Here is a 15,713-nt window from a genome sequence, read left to right as displayed (position 1 = left end):
CGAGGAGGAGACATCCATGGACGCCGATCAGTTCTTCGACCGGCACCTCGACCGGCACCTCGACCGCGTCCCGATCCTCGGCATCTTCCGCAACCTCGACCCTGACGCGACCGTGGCGATGTGCGAGCGAGCCTGGGAGTTCGGGGTCGAGCTCATCGAGGTGCCCGTGCAGACGTCCAGCGCGCTGCCGTCACTCCGGGCGGCCGTCGAGGCCGCGAAGGAGCGCGGGAAGAGCGTCGGTGCGGGAACGGTGACCACGGCCGCCCAGCTGCTCACGGTGCACGACCTGGGGGCGGCGTTCACGGTCGCGCCCGGGCTGCACCCCGAGGTCGTCGCAGAATCGCGCCGCCTCGGGCTGCCGCACCTGCCGGGCGTGGCCACCGCCACGGAGATCGCCGCCGCCCTCGCGCACGGCTTCAGCTGGCTCAAGGCGTTCCCCGCCAAGCAGCTCGGGGCCGGCTGGATCACCGCCCAGCTGGCGCCGTTCCCTTCCGTCCGGTTCGTCGCCACCGGAGGGATCGACGCCACCAACGCGGCCGGCTTCCTGGCGGCGGGGTGCCGCGCCGTGGCCGTGGGGTCGGCGCTCAACGATGACGAGGCGCTGGCCGAGCTGCGCGCGAGCATTCCGGCGTGACGCCACCCCTCCACTGATCCGCACAAGGGCAAGGGCTGCGCGCCCGCTTCCCTTAGATGGAACGCTCCAAAGAGGGAGCCCCTTGCGCCCTGCGAACCGTATAGCGTACGGTACGCCGTACGACTACTCTGGAGGAATTCTTGACCGACATCCGGCCCTTCCGCCTCGAAACCGCCCAGGCCGACCTCGACGACCTGGGCGCGCGGCTCGATCGGGTGCGCTGGCCGGACGAGGTGACCGGCCACGGCTGGCGCTACGGCGTGCCGCTCGCCCACCTCAGGCGCCTGGTCGAGCACTGGCGCACCGGCTACGACTGGGAGGCGGCGCGGGCCGAGCTCAACCGCCATGACCAGTTCGTCACCGAGATCGACGGGCAGCGCGTGCACTTCCTGCACGTCCGCTCCGCGGACCCCGGCGCGCTGCCGCTGCTGATCACCCACGGCTGGCCCAGCTCCCCGGCCGAATACCTCGACGTGATCGAGCCGCTCAGCCGCGACTTCCACCTGGTCATCCCGTCCCTGCCGGGCTACGGCCTGTCGGGGCCCACGCGCGAGACCGGATGGGGCTCCACCCGCATCGCCCGCGCCTGGCTGGAGCTCATGACCCGGCTCGGCTACGAGCGCTTCGGCGTGCAGGGCGGCGACTGGGGCACGTGGATCTCGCGCGAGGTCGGCGTCCTCGCCCCTGACCGGGTCGCCGGGATGCACGGCAACGGCATCATCTGCTTCCCCATCGGCGCGCCCGGCGAGTTCGACGGGCTGAGCGAGGTCGAGCAGGAGCGCTTGGCCTTCCGCGAGAGCTACATGACCGAGCAGTACGCCTACAAGCTCATCCAGTCGGCCCGCCCGCAGACCTTCGCCTACGGCATGGCCGACTCGCCGGTGGCGCTGCTGGCCTGGTTCGCCGGCGTCTACCACGAGTGGAGCGACACGGACATCGACACCGACCGGCTGCTCACCACGGTCATGCTCTACTGGCTGACCAACACCGCCGGCTCGGCCGCCCGGTCCTTCGCCGAGACGCCCGACACCGAGACGGACACCGGCGTCGAGTGGGAGCTCAAGCCCGCGAGCGTGCCCACCTCGATCTCGGTCTTCCCGAAGGACATCCTGCGGCCCATCCGGCGCTTCGCCGAGCGCGACAACAACATCGTCGGCTGGGTGGAGCACGAGCGGGGCGGCACGTTCGCCGCCCTGGAGCAGCCGGAGACGTTCGTCGCCGACGTGCGCGCGTTCTTCGCGACCCTGCGCTGAGCAGGCGTCGGAGCTGGGCCTGTGCACCACGTCGCCGGCCGGCCGATCGCGGGCCTGGGCGGATGCCGTTCTGGGTCGCCGAGCGGGCTGCCGGGGATGCCGCTGCTGACCGCGCCGCTGCTGGCCATCGCCTTCCTGCTCGCCGCGGCGTGCGAGGAGGCGGGCTGGACGGCCACCGATCCGCTGAACGGAACGCCGTCGCCTACCACTACGGGACGACGTTCGCGCTGGCGGTCTCCGCGATCGTCATGTCGCTCGCGGCGGCCGTCGCCGCGCTCCCGATGCGGGCCGGGGCGCGCGCCCGGGCGTGAGCGTTACCGTGGGCGCATGAGCGTGCGGTACTGGCGTGACCCGCTGTGGGGCGGCGTGGACCTGATGCGGGCCCGGTTCACGGGCGACCCGTTCGCCCGGCACAGCCACGACACGTACGCGATCGGCGTCGTCGAGGAGGGCCTGGAGGAGATCGCCTTCCCCGACGGGCCGCGGTGCACCGGCGCCGGCGAGGTCGTCATGATCGACCCGGGCGTCGTGCACACCGGGCGGGCGGGCACGCCCGACGGCTGGACCTACCGTGTCCTGTATCCCAGGCCGGAGCAGCTGGCGGCCATCGCCGACGAGGCGGGCGCCGCCGGCGGGCCTCCGGCGTTCACCACCTGGTCGGCCTCCGACGAGCGGGCCTCCGCGCTGCTGCTGTCCGCGCACCGGGCGGCCGAGCAGGGGCAGCGGCTGGCCGCCGACTCGCTGCTGCGCGTCGTCATGGCGCGGCTGATCGGCGCGTACGGCTCCCGCGGGCCACGCCCCGGCCGGTCGCCCCGGCCCGCGGCGGCCGGCCGGAGCGTCGCCGCCAGGGCGCGCGAGCTGCTGCACGAGTCCCTGACCGACCCGCCCGACCTGGGCGAGCTGGCCGCGGCCGCGGGCACGGCGCCGTTCGCGCTGCTGCGTTCCTTCCGCCGCGCGTACGGGCTGCCGCCGCACGCCTACGTCGTCCAGCTGCGCGTCAGGCGCGCCCGCGCACTGCTGGAGCGGGGGATGCCGCCGGCGCAGGCGGCGGCGGCCGCCGGGTTCTGCGACCAGTCACACCTGTCGCGGCACTTCCGCCGCATGGTGGGGGTGACACCGGGCGCCTACCAGCGGGGGGTGCTGGCGGGCCGGCCGGTCGGCGGGAGGCGCGGGTGACGTGGAGCGTGGTGGCGGCGGTTAGCGGGACGCGCGGATGACGCGGAGCGCCTCCTCCACGCGGTCGGCGCCGGTGCGGACACTGAGCACGCACAGGCGCAGGTAGAACGCATCCTCCAGGGTGGTGCTCGACAGGTAGACCCGGCGCGTGGCGTTGATCCGGTCGAGGAAGCGCCGGTTGTCGTCGTCGGAGCCCCGCAGGCGGAAGGGCACCACGCTCAGGTCCGGCCGCCACGGCACCTCCAGACGCGGATCGGCCGACAGCTCCCGGTGCACCACCCCGGCCAGGTCGAGCTTCTCGTCCAGCGCCTCCTCGAAGGCCCGCACGCCGTGCAGGTGCAGCGGCAGCCACAGCCGCAGCCCGCGGAACTCCCGGGTGAGCTCCACGCCCAGGTGCCCGTAGTCGGGCAGCCCGTCCACCTCATGGATGTCCTGCAGGTACTGGCCGCCGCCCGCGTGCGCGGCGCGCAGCACGGCCGGCTCGCGTACGAGCAGCACGCCCGTCCCGTACGGCAGGAACAGGCTCTTGTGCGGGTCGAACGTCAGCGAGTCGGCCTCCTCGATCCCGGCGAGCCGCTCGCGCCCGCGCCGGGTGAGCTGGAAGCCGCCGCCGTAGGCGGCGTCGACGTGGAACCACATCCCCTGCTCGCGAGCCAGCCGGCCCAGGTCAGCGAGCGGGTCGACGGTGCCCGTGCTGGTGCTGCCCGCGGTGCCTGCCAGCAGGAAGGGGCGCAGCCCGGCGGCGCGGTCCTCAGCGATCATGCGGGCCGCCTCGCGGACATCCATGCGCAGATCCGCGGTGGTGGGGACGGTCCGGATCCGCCCGGCGGGCAGGCCGGCGATCTGGGCGGCCTTGGCCAGGCTGTAGTGCGTGTGCTCGGTCACGTACACGGTGCCGTCGCCGAACGCGGCGCCGAGCCGGTCGTGCCGGGCGGCCACCACCGCGGACAGGGTGGCCTGCGAGGCGCCGGTGGTGATCAGCCCGCCCGCGCCGGACGGCAGCCCGAACAGGCCCGCCATCCAGGCGAGCACGCTCTCCTCCATCGCGACCAGCGCGGGCGCGGTCTGCGCCACGCCGGTGTAGCGGTTGGCCACCTGTGCGAGCAGCTCGGCCAGGGCCGACGAGACGAGGCCGCCCGCGGGGAAATAGGCCAGGTAGCCGGGTCCCGCCGTGTTGACGCCCTGCCCGGCGGCCTGGCGGAAGGTCTCGATCAGGGTGGCGAAGTCGCCCGGCTCGCCGCCCGGCGGGCGGCGCAGCAGCGCGGCCAGCCGGGCGGCGTCGCGGTAGTCGCTGGCGGGCTCGTCCGGCAGCTCGGCCACCTGCCGGACGATGAGGTCGACGGCCTGGCGGCCCAGCTCGGCGACGGTGTGCGGGGCGAGGTCCAGGGGGAGTGCGGTGTGGCGTTCCTGCTGGGTGGTCATGTCCCGACACGGTAGGGAACCGGGCAAGAGTCAGGATTGGACGTTCTTGCACCCTGGCTGTCAGAAAAGGCTCTCCCGCTGGGGCAGGTCGATCACCCCGGTGAGCGCGAGCAGCCCCAGCACCACCAGCGCGGCGAGGACGGCCCACGTGACGGGATGGCCGAGGTTGAGCGTCCAGGTCGCGCCGATCCTCGCAGGCACCAGCAGGGCCGTGTCGTGCCGGTTGAGGTAGACGGTGCCGCCGACGAACCAGTGGCGGTCGTCGTCACGCTGCGTCACCCCGGTCTCCTCGGCGTCCTCTCCCGGCAGGGCCGGCAGCCGGTGCCCGCCGTGGCCGACGCGGATCTCCCGGACGACCCAGGCCACGAGCAGCGCGACGAGCGGGACGTACGCCGCGATCCGCCAGGCGAGTGACGGCGGGACCAGCTGCCACAGCTGCAGGGACACGACCAGCAGCCCGAGGTTGAGGCAGGCCGCCCCGGCGAGCGTCAGCCGGGCCACGCCGCGCAGGTAGACGCGGTACCTCCGGGCCGAGCCCGCGGGACGGGCGGCGTCGAGGTCCGGCCGCGCGCGCAGGACGAGCAGCGTCACCACGGGGAGGAGCAGGGTGATCCCGGCCTGGATGAGCACCGGCTCGAACGCGGCCCACGGAGTGAGGGCCCGCGCCGGGGCGGCAGGGTCGACGCCGTACCCCTGGAACGACGGCAGAGCACCCAGCGAGCCGTACCGCCACCAGCCGGCACCCGCGGTGACCAGCATGATCACGAGCGCCGGCAGCGCCCACGCCCAGGGCACGCGCACCGGGTCGGTGCGGAACGTGGTGTCCACGGTGACGCGCCGGCGCAGGCCCTCCTGCCAGCCCTCGTCGCGCTTGGCCGCGCGGACCCTGCGGCCGGCCCGCACGTAGAGGGCCAGGTCGGCGACGCCGAGCACGGCGCCGACGCCGCTGATGGAGCCGGCGCCCCGGCCGGCCGCCACGAGCGGCACGCCGACGGCGGCGGCGCACAGGGCGGCGAGGAGCACCAGCCTGGTGTAGGCACGGCGTTGCCCGATCACCTCGGCGTGGGCGACGTACGCGTGCGGCACCAGCACCCCGAACGGCGTCGTCGGCCTGGTCAGCGCCGGCATGGCCAGCGACACCGCGGTCACCAGGGCGATCGTGGCCAGCACGGCGGCGATGGGCAGCGTCATGAGGTCGTCTTCTCCTCGGTTCGGAATTTCGACAGCAGGGACTGGCAGCGGCGCACGACCTCGTCGCGGTCGAGGCCGTGCACGGTGGCCTCGGCCAGCAGCACGAGGGCCCGCTCTTCCCAGTCCGCCGCGAAGCCGGGCTCCGGCGGGCCTGAGGAGGGATCGCGCCTGACGACCGCGCCGCTCTTGCGGTTGACACGGATGACGCCCTCGCGCTTGAGCAGGTCGTACGCCTTGTTGACGGTGTGGAAGTTGATCCCGAAGTCGGCCGCGAGCTGCCGGGTGGAAGGCAGCGGGTCGCCCTCCACGGCCTCGCCTCTGGCGACCGCCTCCACGATCCGGTCCCGAATCTGCTGGTAGATCGGGACCTCACTGTCGAGATCGAGGTGCAGGTTCACGTCCCACAGCTTATCTGATATACATCTAATAGAACAGATGGAACTCACCAACGACGGGAGCCCCGGCCATGTTCACCCTCGACATCACCCCGACCACGCTCACCGTGCGCTACGAGCGCTGGACGCGGCTCTTCGTCCGCAGGGCGCGCACCGACATCCCGCTGGCGGCGATCCGCGAGGTCGTGCCCGTGGCCCACCCCCTCTCCCAGGCCAGAGGCCTGCGTGCGGGCATCGTCGTCAGCGGCGTGCTCAAGGCCGGCACGTGGACGGGCTTCGACGGCGTCAGGCGGCTGGTGTGCGCCAGGGGAGGCGAGCCCGGGCTGCGCGTCGTGCTCGACCGGCGCATCGACGGCGTCGACGAGCTGGTGCTCAGCCTGGCCGGCGCCGAGGACGTCCGGCGCCGGCTGGCCGGAGCGGCCGCGTGACCGCCGTCGAGGTGCGCGGGCTCGGCAAGGCGTACGGCCCCGTGGCCGCCGTCACCGACCTGAGCTTCGACGCGCCGCCGGGCAAGGTCACGGCCTTCCTCGGTCCCAACGGGGCGGGCAAGACCACCACCATGCGCATGGTGCTGGGCCTGGTCGTCCCCGACACCGGCAGCGCCACCATCGGCGGGGTGCGCTACGCCCGCCTGCGCCGCCCGGCCGCGACCGTCGGCGCCGTGCTGGACACCTCCGGGTTCCACCCCGACCACACCGCCCGCGCCCACCTGCGGGTGTACGCGCGGATGGGCGGCTTCTCCCGCCGCCGCACGGAGGAGGTCATGGACCTGACCGGCGTGACCCCGTTCGCGGAGCGCCTCACCCGCGCCCTGTCCACCGGGATGCGCCAGCGCCTCCACCTGGCGACCGCGCTGCTCGGAGACCCGCGCGTGCTGCTGCTCGACGAGCCCGCCAACGGCCTCGACCCCGAGGGGAACGCCTGGCTGCGCGGCTTCCTGCGCGAGCTCGCCGCGCAGGGCCGCGCCGTCCTGGTCTCCAGCCACGTGCTGAGCGAGGTGGAGCAGCTCGCCGACCGGGTCGTGGTGATCCGCGAGGGCCGGCTCGCCGTCGCGGGCCCGGTGACCGACCTGTACGGCGACCCCCGCGTGCTCATCCGCTCGCCCGGCGCCGCCACCCTGCACACTCTCCTGCCCGGCCTGGGGGAGGGGGTCACCGTCGAGCACACGGCCGAGGACGCCCTGCTCGTCCACGGGCTGCCCGCCGATCACATCGCCGCTGAGGCGAGCGCGCACGGCATCCCCCTGCACGAGATCACCCCCGTCCGCCCCACGCTCGAACAGGCGTTCCTCAACCTCACCGGAGGGCCCGCATGACCGGTTTCGTCCTGGCGGAGTGGCGCCGCCTGACCAGCGCCAGACTCTGGCGGTGGGGGCTGCTCGCGGCGATCTGCAGCGGCGCGTTCGCCGCGCTGCTCGCCCTCATCGGGCCGGAGAACTTCGACCCGCCGATGCCCGGCCTCCACACGGCGGAGGGCACGCGCGTGGTGCTCGGCCTGCTCGGGCTGCTCGCGTTCGTGCCAGCGCTGCTGGGCACGTCGGCGGTGGCCGCCGAATACCGCCACCGCACCATCACGACCACGGTGCTGTACGCGCCCCGGCGATGGACGGCGCTGGTCGCGAAGATCGTCACGTACACGGCAGCCGGCCTGGCCTACGGGGCGGTCACCGCCGCCGTGGCCGCCGCGGGGCTCTTCACGGCCGCCGCCACCAAGGGCGTCACCCTGGGGCTGCCCGCAGGCGAGGTGCTCGGGCTGCTGGCCAGGATCGCGGTGACCATGGGTGCCTACACGCTGCTCGGCGTGGGCTTCGGCGCCCTGCTCCGCAACCAGGTGGCCGCGCTCGTGGTGCTCGGCTCGTACTTCTACGTCGTCGAGACCGCGCTGATGCTCGTCCCCGGGGTCAACACGCTCTACCCCTACCTGCCCGGCGGGGCCACCGCCGCCCTGACCGGCTTCACCTACCTGGCCGACGCCGTCGCCGCCCAGACCGGCGGGGCGGCGGGGGCCCTGCTGCCCGCCTCGCTGGGCGGCGCCGTCCTCGTGGGCTACGCCGCGCTGGCCGCGCTCGCCGCCGTCGCGGCCCCGTTGCGCAGGGACATCACCTGAAAAAGGGCGCGCGGGGCGCAGGGGTGCTCCGGCATAATCCTCCGGATGCATCGACACCTGCTCAGCCACCTCGCCCATCGTGACCATCCCGTCGCCGCCCCCATCAGCGACGACGCCCTCGAACGCCTGCTCCGGCGGGCGCGGCTGCCCGCCGACGCGCGCGTCCTCGACCTCGGCTGCGGCGAGGCCGAATGGATCATCAGGGCTCTGGAGCTCCACCCGAAGGCGACGGCCGACGGGGTGGACGTCTCCGAGGCCGCGCTCGCCGCGGCCGCCGAGCACGCCGTGGCCCGCGGCGTGTCCGACCGGCTCCGCCTGCACCACACCACCGCCGACGGATTCACCGCCCCCGAGCCGTACGACCTCGTCCTGTGCGTCGGCGCCACCCACGCCTTCGGCGGCCTGACGGAGTCGCTGCAGGCGATGCGCCGCCACCTGCGTCCCACCGGGCGGGCTCTCATCGGGGAGGGCTTCTGGGAGGCGACGCCCTCGCCGGAGACGCTGGCCCTGCTGGACGCGGGCCTCGACGAGTACGCCGACCTCGCGGGCACGGTGGAGCGGGCCGAGCGCGCCGGCTACGCCACCGTCCACGCCCACACCAGCACGCGCGCGGAGTGGGACGAGTACGAATGGTCCTGGACCGGCTCGCTGACCGACTGGGCGCTCGACCACCCCGGCTCCGACGGCGAGGCCGCCCTGGCGGCGGCCCGCGACCATCGCGCCACGTGGTTGCGCGGCTACCGCGACGTCCTCGGATTCGTCACCTTCCTGCTCCGGCCGGTGCGAGAGCAGTGAGTGTCACGTGCGCGGTCGCGGCGGGGGCACGTGAGTCCCACGTGCGTGGCCATCGCCGGGCCGGCTCGCCCGGGAAGGTCATGAGCATCACGAGTCGCCCCGGGAGAGGGTCATGAACATCACGCACGCCGTCGTCACAGGTGCCGCCGGCGGCATCGGCAGGGCCCTGGCCGCCGGCCTGCGCGCGGCGGGGGCGCACGTCGTGCTCGCCGACATCGACGCGGCCGGGCTCGCCGCCGCCTCCGCCGAGCTGGGAGCCGACGCCGTGCCCACCGACGTCGCCGATCCCGCGGCGATGGAGGCGCTGGCCGCCGCCGCGCCCGGCGCCGACCTGGTGTGCCTGAACGCGGGCATCGTCGGCCAGGACCTGGGCGCGCCGTGGGAGGTGAGCGACGACGACTGGGACAGGGTGTTCTCCGTCAACGTGGGCGGAGTGCGCAACGGCCTGCGTGCCTTCGTTCCCAGGCTGCTGGCGGCTGGGCGGCCGGCGCACATCCTGGTCACGGCATCGCTGGCGGGGCTGGTGACGTTCCCCGGCGGCGGGGCCTACGCGGCCTCGAAACACGCCGTGGTGGCCCTGGCCGAGCAGGCCTCGCTGGCGCTGGAGGGCACGCCGGTCGGGGTGACGCTGCTCTGCCCCGCACTCGTACGGACGGCCATGTCGCCCCAAGGCGAGGACCCGGCGGTCATCGCGGACGCGGCGCTCGCGGCGGTCCGGGACGGCCGTTTCGTCGTGACACCGGAGGAGTGGCGCGCGGCCGTCTCCCATCGCGCCCACCGCCTGGCCTCGGGCGCCCGCCCCGAGACCCCTTCGCCCGCGTAGCCCGCTCCGGATCCCCTTCGCCCGCGTGGCGGGCCGCGGCGCCCGCTTCGTCCGCTCGGCCGGCGGTCGTCCGCCGCCATGCGGGTGAGCCCCGATCGTGCTGTCGGGTGGCTGACCTGTCACATCTTGACGCGATCCTGGAACTCGTAGAGACTAATCCTACCTGTACAGTAGGAATGATAGGAAAAGAGGGGATCGTGCGAGCGCTAATCCTGCTCGGGCTGGTCGGCTTCGCGGCCCAGCTCGTCGACGGCAGCCTGGGCATGGCCTACGGTGTCACCTCGACCACGCTGCTGCTCGCCATCGGCACGAACGCGGCCGCAGCCTCCGCCACCGTGCACCTGGCCGAGATCGGCACCACGCTCGTCTCGGGTCTGTCCCACTGGCGCTTCGGCAACGTCGACTGGAAGGTCGTCGCCAAGATCGGTGTCCCAGGAGCCATCGGCGCCTTCGCCGGGGCGACGTTCCTGTCCAGCCTGTCGACCGAGGTCGCCGCGCCGGTCATGTCGATCATTCTGCTGGTGCTGGGCGCCTACATCCTGGTCCGCTTCACCGCGCTGGGGCTGCCGCGCGGCAACCTGGGCAAGCCGCTGCGCAAGAGGTTCCTGGCGCCGCTCGGGCTGCTGGCCGGCTTCGTCGACTCCACCGGCGGTGGCGGCTGGGGGCCGGTCGGCACCCCGGCGATCCTGGCCAGCGGGCGCCTGGCCCCTCGTAAAGTGATCGGCTCCATCGACACCAGCGAGTTCCTGGTCGCCATCGCCGCCAGTGCCGGCTTCTTCGTCGGCCTCGGCTCGGAGAACATCACCTTCTCCTGGGTGGTGGTGCTGCTGATCGGCGGCGTCATCGCCGCGCCCATCGCCGCCTGGCTGATCCGCCACATCCCGCCCCGCATCCTCGGCTCCTCCGTCGGCGGGATCATCGTCCTGACGAACGCGCGTACCCTGCTGCGCAGCGACTGGATCGACGCCTCCAGCTCCGTGCAGACGGTCGCGTACGTGACCATCGCCGTCATCTGGGCGGCGGCGATCGCCTACTCGGTCCGCGAATACCGTCGCGACAAGGCCAACGAGTCGGTCGAGGCGATCGAGAGCGGGCTGCGGCGCAAGGCCGGGGACACGGAGGAGGAGACGGCCTCCGCCTGAGGCCCTATGGCCGGCGCCCACCGCCCCGAGCGGCCCGCCGCCGTCCGCCCCAGGGGACCACGCGCGTCACCCGAGGGCGGTCTCCACGCCGCCGGTCGGAGGAGCGCCGGTGAAGGAGACGCGACGGTACCACTCGTTCGCCAGCATCAGGGCGCGGGCCGGCTCGGGCAGCGCGGTCAGCATGGTCATCGACGCGCCGCGCCCGACCTCCGACTCGTGCGCGTGCATCGCGGCCCACTTGCGCTCGCTCCATCGCGAGACGTCGAGGTGGGTGGTGATCCGGTCGTCGGGCACACCGGGCAGCGTCCGCCCCGGGTCGGGATCCGCGCCGAAGACCGCCCGCCAGTGCGACAGCACGACGGATCGCGGGATGGTCGCCAGGTAGAGCGCGCGCGGCCGCCAGGGATCCCCCGCTTCGTGGTGGAGCTGGTCGTAGCCGGCCGCCTCGACCGCGGCCATGGCGACGCGGTGGGCGTGCACGTGATCGGGATGGCCGTAGACGCCGTAGCCGTCGTAGGTGAGCACGACGTCGGGGCGCAGGCGCCTGATGTGCTCGACCAGCTGCCCCACCGTCTCGTCGAGCGGCACGTCCACGAAGCGCGGCGCCCCGGGTGCGGACTCGGGCTTGCGCGCGTCGGCGTAGCCGAGCAGCAGCGGCTCGCCGGCGCCGAGGATGGCGAGGGAGCGCTCCAGCTCGCCGGCCCGCCGGGTGCCCTCCGCCCAGGTGCACGTCACGACCGCGGTGACGGCGCCCTCGTCGGCGTACCTGGCCAGGGTGCCGCCCGTCCAGATCGCCTCGTCGTCCGGGTGCGCGTGCACGCACAACACGCGGAGCTCCGCCACGGCGCCTCCTTACGTGATCAAGGACGGCCATGGTAGCGGAGGCGTGTGACGTACCGCCCCAGGGGCTCGAACCCTGCCAATCCGGCTTAAAAGGCCGGTGCCCGACCAGCCGGGCGCGAGCGGCGAGGACAGAAGGGGCCCTCGATGAGCTGCCAGAGCACGATTCGAACGTGCACCTACCCGGTTCAGAGCCGGGCGTCCTACCCGATCTGGCATGGAAAAGGAGAGGGGTGGACCGACAGGGACTCGAACCCTGAACCTCTGCTTGCAAGGCAGACGTGATGCCTTTTCACCATCAGCCCATGTCGTACGGAAAGAAAAAGCCGCCTGGATGTTCAGGCGGCTCGTGAGCGATTCTCCCGACAATCACCCAGAAGCACGCCGGACCACGGCCTGACCGGCCTGGCGTTGCGCCCATACGGCGGCGGCTGCGCGACCCATGGCTCCTCCTCCGGCGATGTCGTGGCCTGCTGATCGGCGGTTTTTCCGCCTCTCACGTGAAACCACGATAAAGGGCGGAGCCCGGCGCGTGCCACGTATTATTCGCGGCTCCTCGTTCACCCGCGCGAAAGCCAGGGACATGGCGGCGCGGGCCCGTCATGTCGCGGAACCCGGGCCCCGAGGGCCATCACTGGGGGCCGGTGTCGCGCAGGAGCAGTACGGCGATGTCGTCCGTACGCTGGTCGGCGGCGGCCGTGTCGATGAGGGCCGACGCGAGGTCGCACAGCGGAGTGCCCGGCGAGGGGGCGAAGCGGCGGGCCAGCCCGGTGATGGCGTCGCCCAGGTCGAGCCCGGGCTCCTCGATGAGGCCGTCGGTGTAGAGGGTCAGGACCGAGCCGGGATCGAGGACCAGGTCCGTGGCGGCGTACTTGGCGTCGGGGTCGATGCCGAGCAGCGGCCCGGGGGAGACGTCGATGACCTGCGTGGCGGCGCCGGGGCGGCTGAGCAGCGGCGGGAAGTGCCCGGCGCTGCTCAGGCACGCGGTGCGCTCCGCCAGGTCGATGCTGAGATAGAGGCAGCTGGTGAACCGGTCGGGGGACAGCTCGGCGAGCAGCCGGTTGGTGTGCGCGAGCACCTCGCCGGGAGGCGCCCCGGCGGAGGCATGGGCGTGGATGGCGGTGCGCACCTGGCCCATGAGGGCGGCGGCGTTCATGTCGTGCCCCTGGACGTCGCCGATGACGGCCGCCGCCATGGTGGGGCTCAGGCGGATGAGGTCGTAGAAGTCGCCGCCGATGTCCATGCCGGGCAGGGCGGGCACGTACCGGGCGGCCACCTCCAGGCCGCTGATCTCGGGCAGCTGCTGCGGCAGCAGGCTCGCCTGCAGGCACTGGGCGAGCTGGTGCTTGTTGTCGTAGAGCCGGGCGCGCTCGAACGCCTGCGCGATCAGCCCGCCGAGCGCCGTGAGCGTGGCCCGTTCCTCGCCGCTGAAGCGGTGCGGGCGGGCGTAGGCGAGCACGCACGTGCCGAAGGGCCGGCCCGAGGTGGCGAGCGGTAGGAACGCCCAGGCGTTCATGTCGTCGGCGCGGATGGAGTCGGGACGTTGCCGGCAGAGCTCGTCCCACGTGGCGAAGAACGCGGGTTCGCTGGCTTCGTAGTGGTCCGGCGGGCCGGTCTGGTGGATGACGGGGCGGCTGTCGTACTGCTCGACGGCTTCCTGGCTGTAGCCGCGCGACGCGGCCACGCGCATCCGGTTGTCCTGCCACGTGAGGATGGCCAGAGCCTGGGCGCCGTAGACGGGGATGACGTGGTCGGCGACGAGGTCGAGCACCTCCTGCGCGGTCACCGCACGGGCCAGCGCGGTCGCCAGGTGCAGCATCTCGTGCAGCGCCATCACGCGCGGCTCCCGGGCGGCGTTCACCCCGGGGCCCACGGCAGGGTCGACTACCGGGCCCGCCACCGGGCCGGCTGCCGGGCTCACGACCGGGCGTGCCATCGGTCCGGCGACGAGGCTCGGCTCGACGCCGCGGGCGGCCCTGGTGGGCGCGACGCGTACGGTGATGCCCGTCAGGCCCGGATAGAGGCGGAAGGTCAGCTGCCGCGCGCCGGGGCCGTGGGTGGTGAAGTGGGTGGCCTGCCGGCTGACGACCGCGGCCCGGTAGCGGTCCTCGTACGCGGGGTCGTTCAGCCACGGGAGCGACTCCCACAGCGGCCGCCCGAGCAGCTCCGACGGGCTCCGGGCGAGCAGCTCGGCGGCCGGAGCGCTGACGAGGCTCACCCGTCCCTCCGTGTCGAGGCAGCAGTACCCCTCCGGCAGGCGGTTGAGGCAGTCCAGCGCGAGCCGGTGGGCGCGCCTGCCCGTGCCGGTCTCGGGACGCGGGTCCAGGAGCCGCGGCTGGGGTCGCGGGGTGATGGGGTGACCCTGTTCCGCGGCCTGCCGGAGCAGGGCCCCGATCTCGTCGCAGGCGTGGTCGATGACGTCGCGCTGGCGCGGGGTGAGCCCGGAGGCGAGTCCCGACGGCCACAGCAGCACGAGACCGCCCCACACGGCGCCGCCCGAGCAGACGGGGGTGGTCACGGCCGCGAAGTGGTACGGCAGGGCCAGCGCCGCGGCCGGGAACGCGCGGGCCAGCTCCTCCCTGCCGGCGACCCAGATGAGCCGCTGATCGCGTATGGACACGGCGATCGGCATGGAACAGTCGGTCTTGACCCTGACCCTCGCCCACGCCCTGGCGATCGAGCCGGGTATGCCCACCGCCGACTCCATCTCGAGGACGTGGCCGCCCTCGTCCAGCACGTACGCCATGCCGATGTGCGCCCCCGCGGCGCTGACGGTCTCGATCAGCAGGTCGTCGAGGCGGGACGACGCGCTCGTCCCGCCCCGGCCCGTGAGGTGCTCGCCGTGCATGGCCTCACCACGCCTCGCTCATGAGCGAGAGGGGCAACAATCGGACAAAACGCCACATACGGGCAGAATACACTTTTGCTTGTGAGGGGATGGTTACGATCTGGCATATCCCCAGCGTGCCTCGCTAGGAGGACGGCAGCTCCAGTGGCGGCCGGGCCCGCCACTGCACGATGAGGGGCTCCAGCATGGCGGCCAGCTCCGGCATCCGCCCGGCCAGAGCCAGGGCCGCCACCGCCTGGAGCAGCCGGGCGCCCTCCATGAACTCCAGCAGCGACCGGTTCACCGGCCTGCCGCCCGCCCGCTCGTACGCCTCGACCGCGCGCGGCCCCGCACCGGCCAGGTCCCATTCGAGCGGCCCCAGCGTGACGTCCTCGAAATCGCCGAACAGGTGCCCCCCGGCCGTCAGCAGCACGTTGTACGGCGGCGAGTCACCGTGCACGGCCTGCAGGCGGGCGCCGGGAAACGAACCGGGCAGGTCACGGGCCAGGGCCTCGACCACGGAGTTCTCCCGCTCGGCCCGGTCCAGGTCCGCTGCGGTCAGGATGCCGGGCCTCTCGCGCAGCCCGGCCAGCGACAGTGCCGTCCCCGGCACCAGCGGCGCCAGCACCGGCAACTCGCCGGGGTAGCCGGCCATGAGCCGGTGCAGCTCGGCCACCCACCCGGTCTGCTCCACGAACCTGTCCTCCAGCTCGTCCGGGGGAGTGGCGGCGATGGGGTCGCGCTCGTCCACGTACTGCCAGAAGGTCAAAGACATCCCGCCGCACTCCACCGGCTCGCGCGGCACCAGAGGGCTCGGCGGCACCACGGGCGCGCCCTGGGCCGCCAGCCAGCCCACCACGTCCAGCTCCCGCCGCTGGCGGGCGGCCTGCTCGGCGGCGGGCGCCAGGGCCAGGGTCGGCACGCGGACCACCACCGGGTCGGGCCCGAGGTGCACCAGCACGTTGAACACGTCGTGCAGCACGCGCGGCTCCAGCGCGCGCAGCCCCAGCCGCCGCCCGGCCAAGACCGCCACCCGCATCGCCTGCTCGGCCCGCTCGCTCAGGGCCTGTCCGGAGTCAGCCATGCGGGTGATCATGCCAGGACCTGGC

General features: G+C 73.6%; 16 protein-coding genes and 3 tRNA genes. 10 read left to right on the top strand and 9 right to left on the bottom strand.

Going from position 1 to position 15,713, the window contains the following annotated elements:
- Positions 1-16 precede the first annotated feature (16 nt).
- From ABGB01_RS36110 to ABGB01_RS36095, 4 genes are all read left to right on the top strand, one after another.
- A complete protein-coding gene (locus ABGB01_RS36110) occupies positions 17-634 on the top strand; it encodes a bifunctional 4-hydroxy-2-oxoglutarate aldolase/2-dehydro-3-deoxy-phosphogluconate aldolase (RefSeq protein ID WP_347778069.1) in 618 nt (205 codons plus the stop codon).
- Positions 635-774: 140 nt separating this feature from the next.
- Positions 775-1,887, top strand: coding sequence for an epoxide hydrolase family protein (locus ABGB01_RS36105; protein WP_347778068.1), 1,113 nt, complete (start codon positions 775-777; stop codon positions 1,885-1,887).
- 149 nt (positions 1,888-2,036) lie between these two features.
- Positions 2,037-2,198 carry a hypothetical protein gene (locus ABGB01_RS36100; protein ID WP_347778067.1) on the top strand — a complete coding sequence of 54 codons (162 nt, stop codon included), beginning with the start codon at positions 2,037-2,039 and terminating at the stop codon, positions 2,196-2,198.
- Between the two features lie 16 nt (positions 2,199-2,214).
- Positions 2,215-3,063 (top strand): AraC family transcriptional regulator, encoded by an 849-nt coding sequence (locus ABGB01_RS36095; protein ID WP_347778066.1) that lies wholly within the window; start codon positions 2,215-2,217, stop codon positions 3,061-3,063.
- A gap of 21 nt (positions 3,064-3,084) precedes the next feature.
- Here ABGB01_RS36095 and ABGB01_RS36090 read toward each other — a convergent pair whose 3' ends face one another.
- The 3 genes from ABGB01_RS36090 to ABGB01_RS36080 are packed head-to-tail and all read right to left on the bottom strand — an operon-like array spanning position 3,085 to position 6,074.
- On the bottom strand, positions 3,085-4,485 hold the full coding sequence (locus ABGB01_RS36090; RefSeq protein WP_347778065.1) for an aminotransferase class V-fold PLP-dependent enzyme: 1,401 nt from the start codon (positions 4,483-4,485) through the stop codon (positions 3,085-3,087).
- A gap of 60 nt (positions 4,486-4,545) precedes the next feature.
- Positions 4,546-5,676, bottom strand: coding sequence for a hypothetical protein (locus ABGB01_RS36085; protein ID WP_347778064.1), 1,131 nt, complete (start codon positions 5,674-5,676; stop codon positions 4,546-4,548).
- Entirely contained in the window at positions 5,673-6,074 is a 402-nt protein-coding gene (locus tag ABGB01_RS36080; RefSeq protein WP_347778063.1) for a GntR family transcriptional regulator, read from the bottom strand. Before ABGB01_RS36080 ends, ABGB01_RS36085 begins: the two co-directional genes overlap by 4 nt.
- 68 nt (positions 6,075-6,142) lie before the next feature.
- Here ABGB01_RS36080 and ABGB01_RS36075 point away from each other — a divergent pair, with 68 nt between their 5' ends.
- From ABGB01_RS36075 to ABGB01_RS36050, 6 genes are all read left to right on the top strand, one after another.
- Positions 6,143-6,499 carry a hypothetical protein gene (locus tag ABGB01_RS36075; protein ID WP_347778062.1) on the top strand — a complete coding sequence of 119 codons (357 nt, stop codon included), beginning with the start codon at positions 6,143-6,145 and terminating at the stop codon, positions 6,497-6,499.
- Positions 6,496-7,386: an ABC transporter ATP-binding protein gene (locus ABGB01_RS36070; RefSeq protein WP_347778061.1), complete on the top strand. Its 891-nt coding sequence runs from the start codon at positions 6,496-6,498 to the stop codon at positions 7,384-7,386. The genes ABGB01_RS36075 and ABGB01_RS36070 overlap by 4 nt, the downstream gene beginning before the upstream one ends.
- A complete protein-coding gene (locus ABGB01_RS36065; RefSeq protein WP_347778060.1) occupies positions 7,383-8,177 on the top strand; it encodes an ABC transporter permease in 795 nt (264 codons plus the stop codon). Before ABGB01_RS36070 ends, ABGB01_RS36065 begins: the two co-directional genes overlap by 4 nt.
- 45 nt (positions 8,178-8,222) lie before the next feature.
- The gene (locus ABGB01_RS36060; RefSeq protein ID WP_347778059.1) at positions 8,223-8,972 is read left to right on the top strand and encodes a class I SAM-dependent methyltransferase; all 750 of its coding nucleotides are present in this window, start codon (positions 8,223-8,225) and stop codon (positions 8,970-8,972) included.
- Positions 8,973-9,084: 112 nt separating this feature from the next.
- On the top strand, positions 9,085-9,795 hold the full coding sequence (locus ABGB01_RS36055; RefSeq protein ID WP_347778058.1) for an SDR family NAD(P)-dependent oxidoreductase: 711 nt from the start codon (positions 9,085-9,087) through the stop codon (positions 9,793-9,795).
- Positions 9,796-9,992: 197 nt separating this feature from the next.
- Positions 9,993-10,937 carry a sulfite exporter TauE/SafE family protein gene (locus ABGB01_RS36050; RefSeq protein WP_347778057.1) on the top strand — a complete coding sequence of 315 codons (945 nt, stop codon included), beginning with the start codon at positions 9,993-9,995 and terminating at the stop codon, positions 10,935-10,937.
- A 66-nt stretch (positions 10,938-11,003) separates the two neighbouring features.
- Here the strand turns inward: ABGB01_RS36050 and ABGB01_RS36045 are convergent, their stop codons facing one another.
- The 6 genes from ABGB01_RS36045 to ABGB01_RS36020 all read right to left on the bottom strand — a co-directional run bounded on the left by ABGB01_RS36045 (position 11,004) and on the right by ABGB01_RS36020 (position 15,688).
- Positions 11,004-11,780 (bottom strand): PIG-L family deacetylase, encoded by a 777-nt coding sequence (locus tag ABGB01_RS36045; protein ID WP_347778056.1) that lies wholly within the window; start codon positions 11,778-11,780, stop codon positions 11,004-11,006.
- Between the two features lie 51 nt (positions 11,781-11,831).
- Positions 11,832-11,904: transfer RNA gene (locus ABGB01_RS36040), tRNA-Lys, on the bottom strand.
- 25 nt (positions 11,905-11,929) lie between these two features.
- Positions 11,930-11,995: transfer RNA gene (locus ABGB01_RS36035), tRNA-Gln, on the bottom strand.
- Positions 11,996-12,011: 16 nt separating this feature from the next.
- Positions 12,012-12,082: transfer RNA gene (locus ABGB01_RS36030), tRNA-Ala, on the bottom strand.
- Between the two features lie 326 nt (positions 12,083-12,408).
- Positions 12,409-14,625: a SpoIIE family protein phosphatase gene (locus ABGB01_RS36025; protein WP_347778055.1), complete on the bottom strand. Its 2,217-nt coding sequence runs from the start codon at positions 14,623-14,625 to the stop codon at positions 12,409-12,411.
- A gap of 124 nt (positions 14,626-14,749) precedes the next feature.
- A complete protein-coding gene (locus ABGB01_RS36020; RefSeq protein ID WP_347778054.1) occupies positions 14,750-15,688 on the bottom strand; it encodes an aminoglycoside phosphotransferase family protein in 939 nt (312 codons plus the stop codon).
- Between the last annotated feature and the right edge of the window lie 25 nt (positions 15,689-15,713).

The sequence above is a fragment of the Nonomuraea sp. B5E05 genome (genome assembly GCF_039880665.1).
GTDB lineage: Bacteria > Actinomycetota > Actinomycetes > Streptosporangiales > Streptosporangiaceae > Nonomuraea.
Note: the sequence above shows the minus strand (reverse complement) of the source record. Positions and strands in the feature narration are given on the sequence as shown.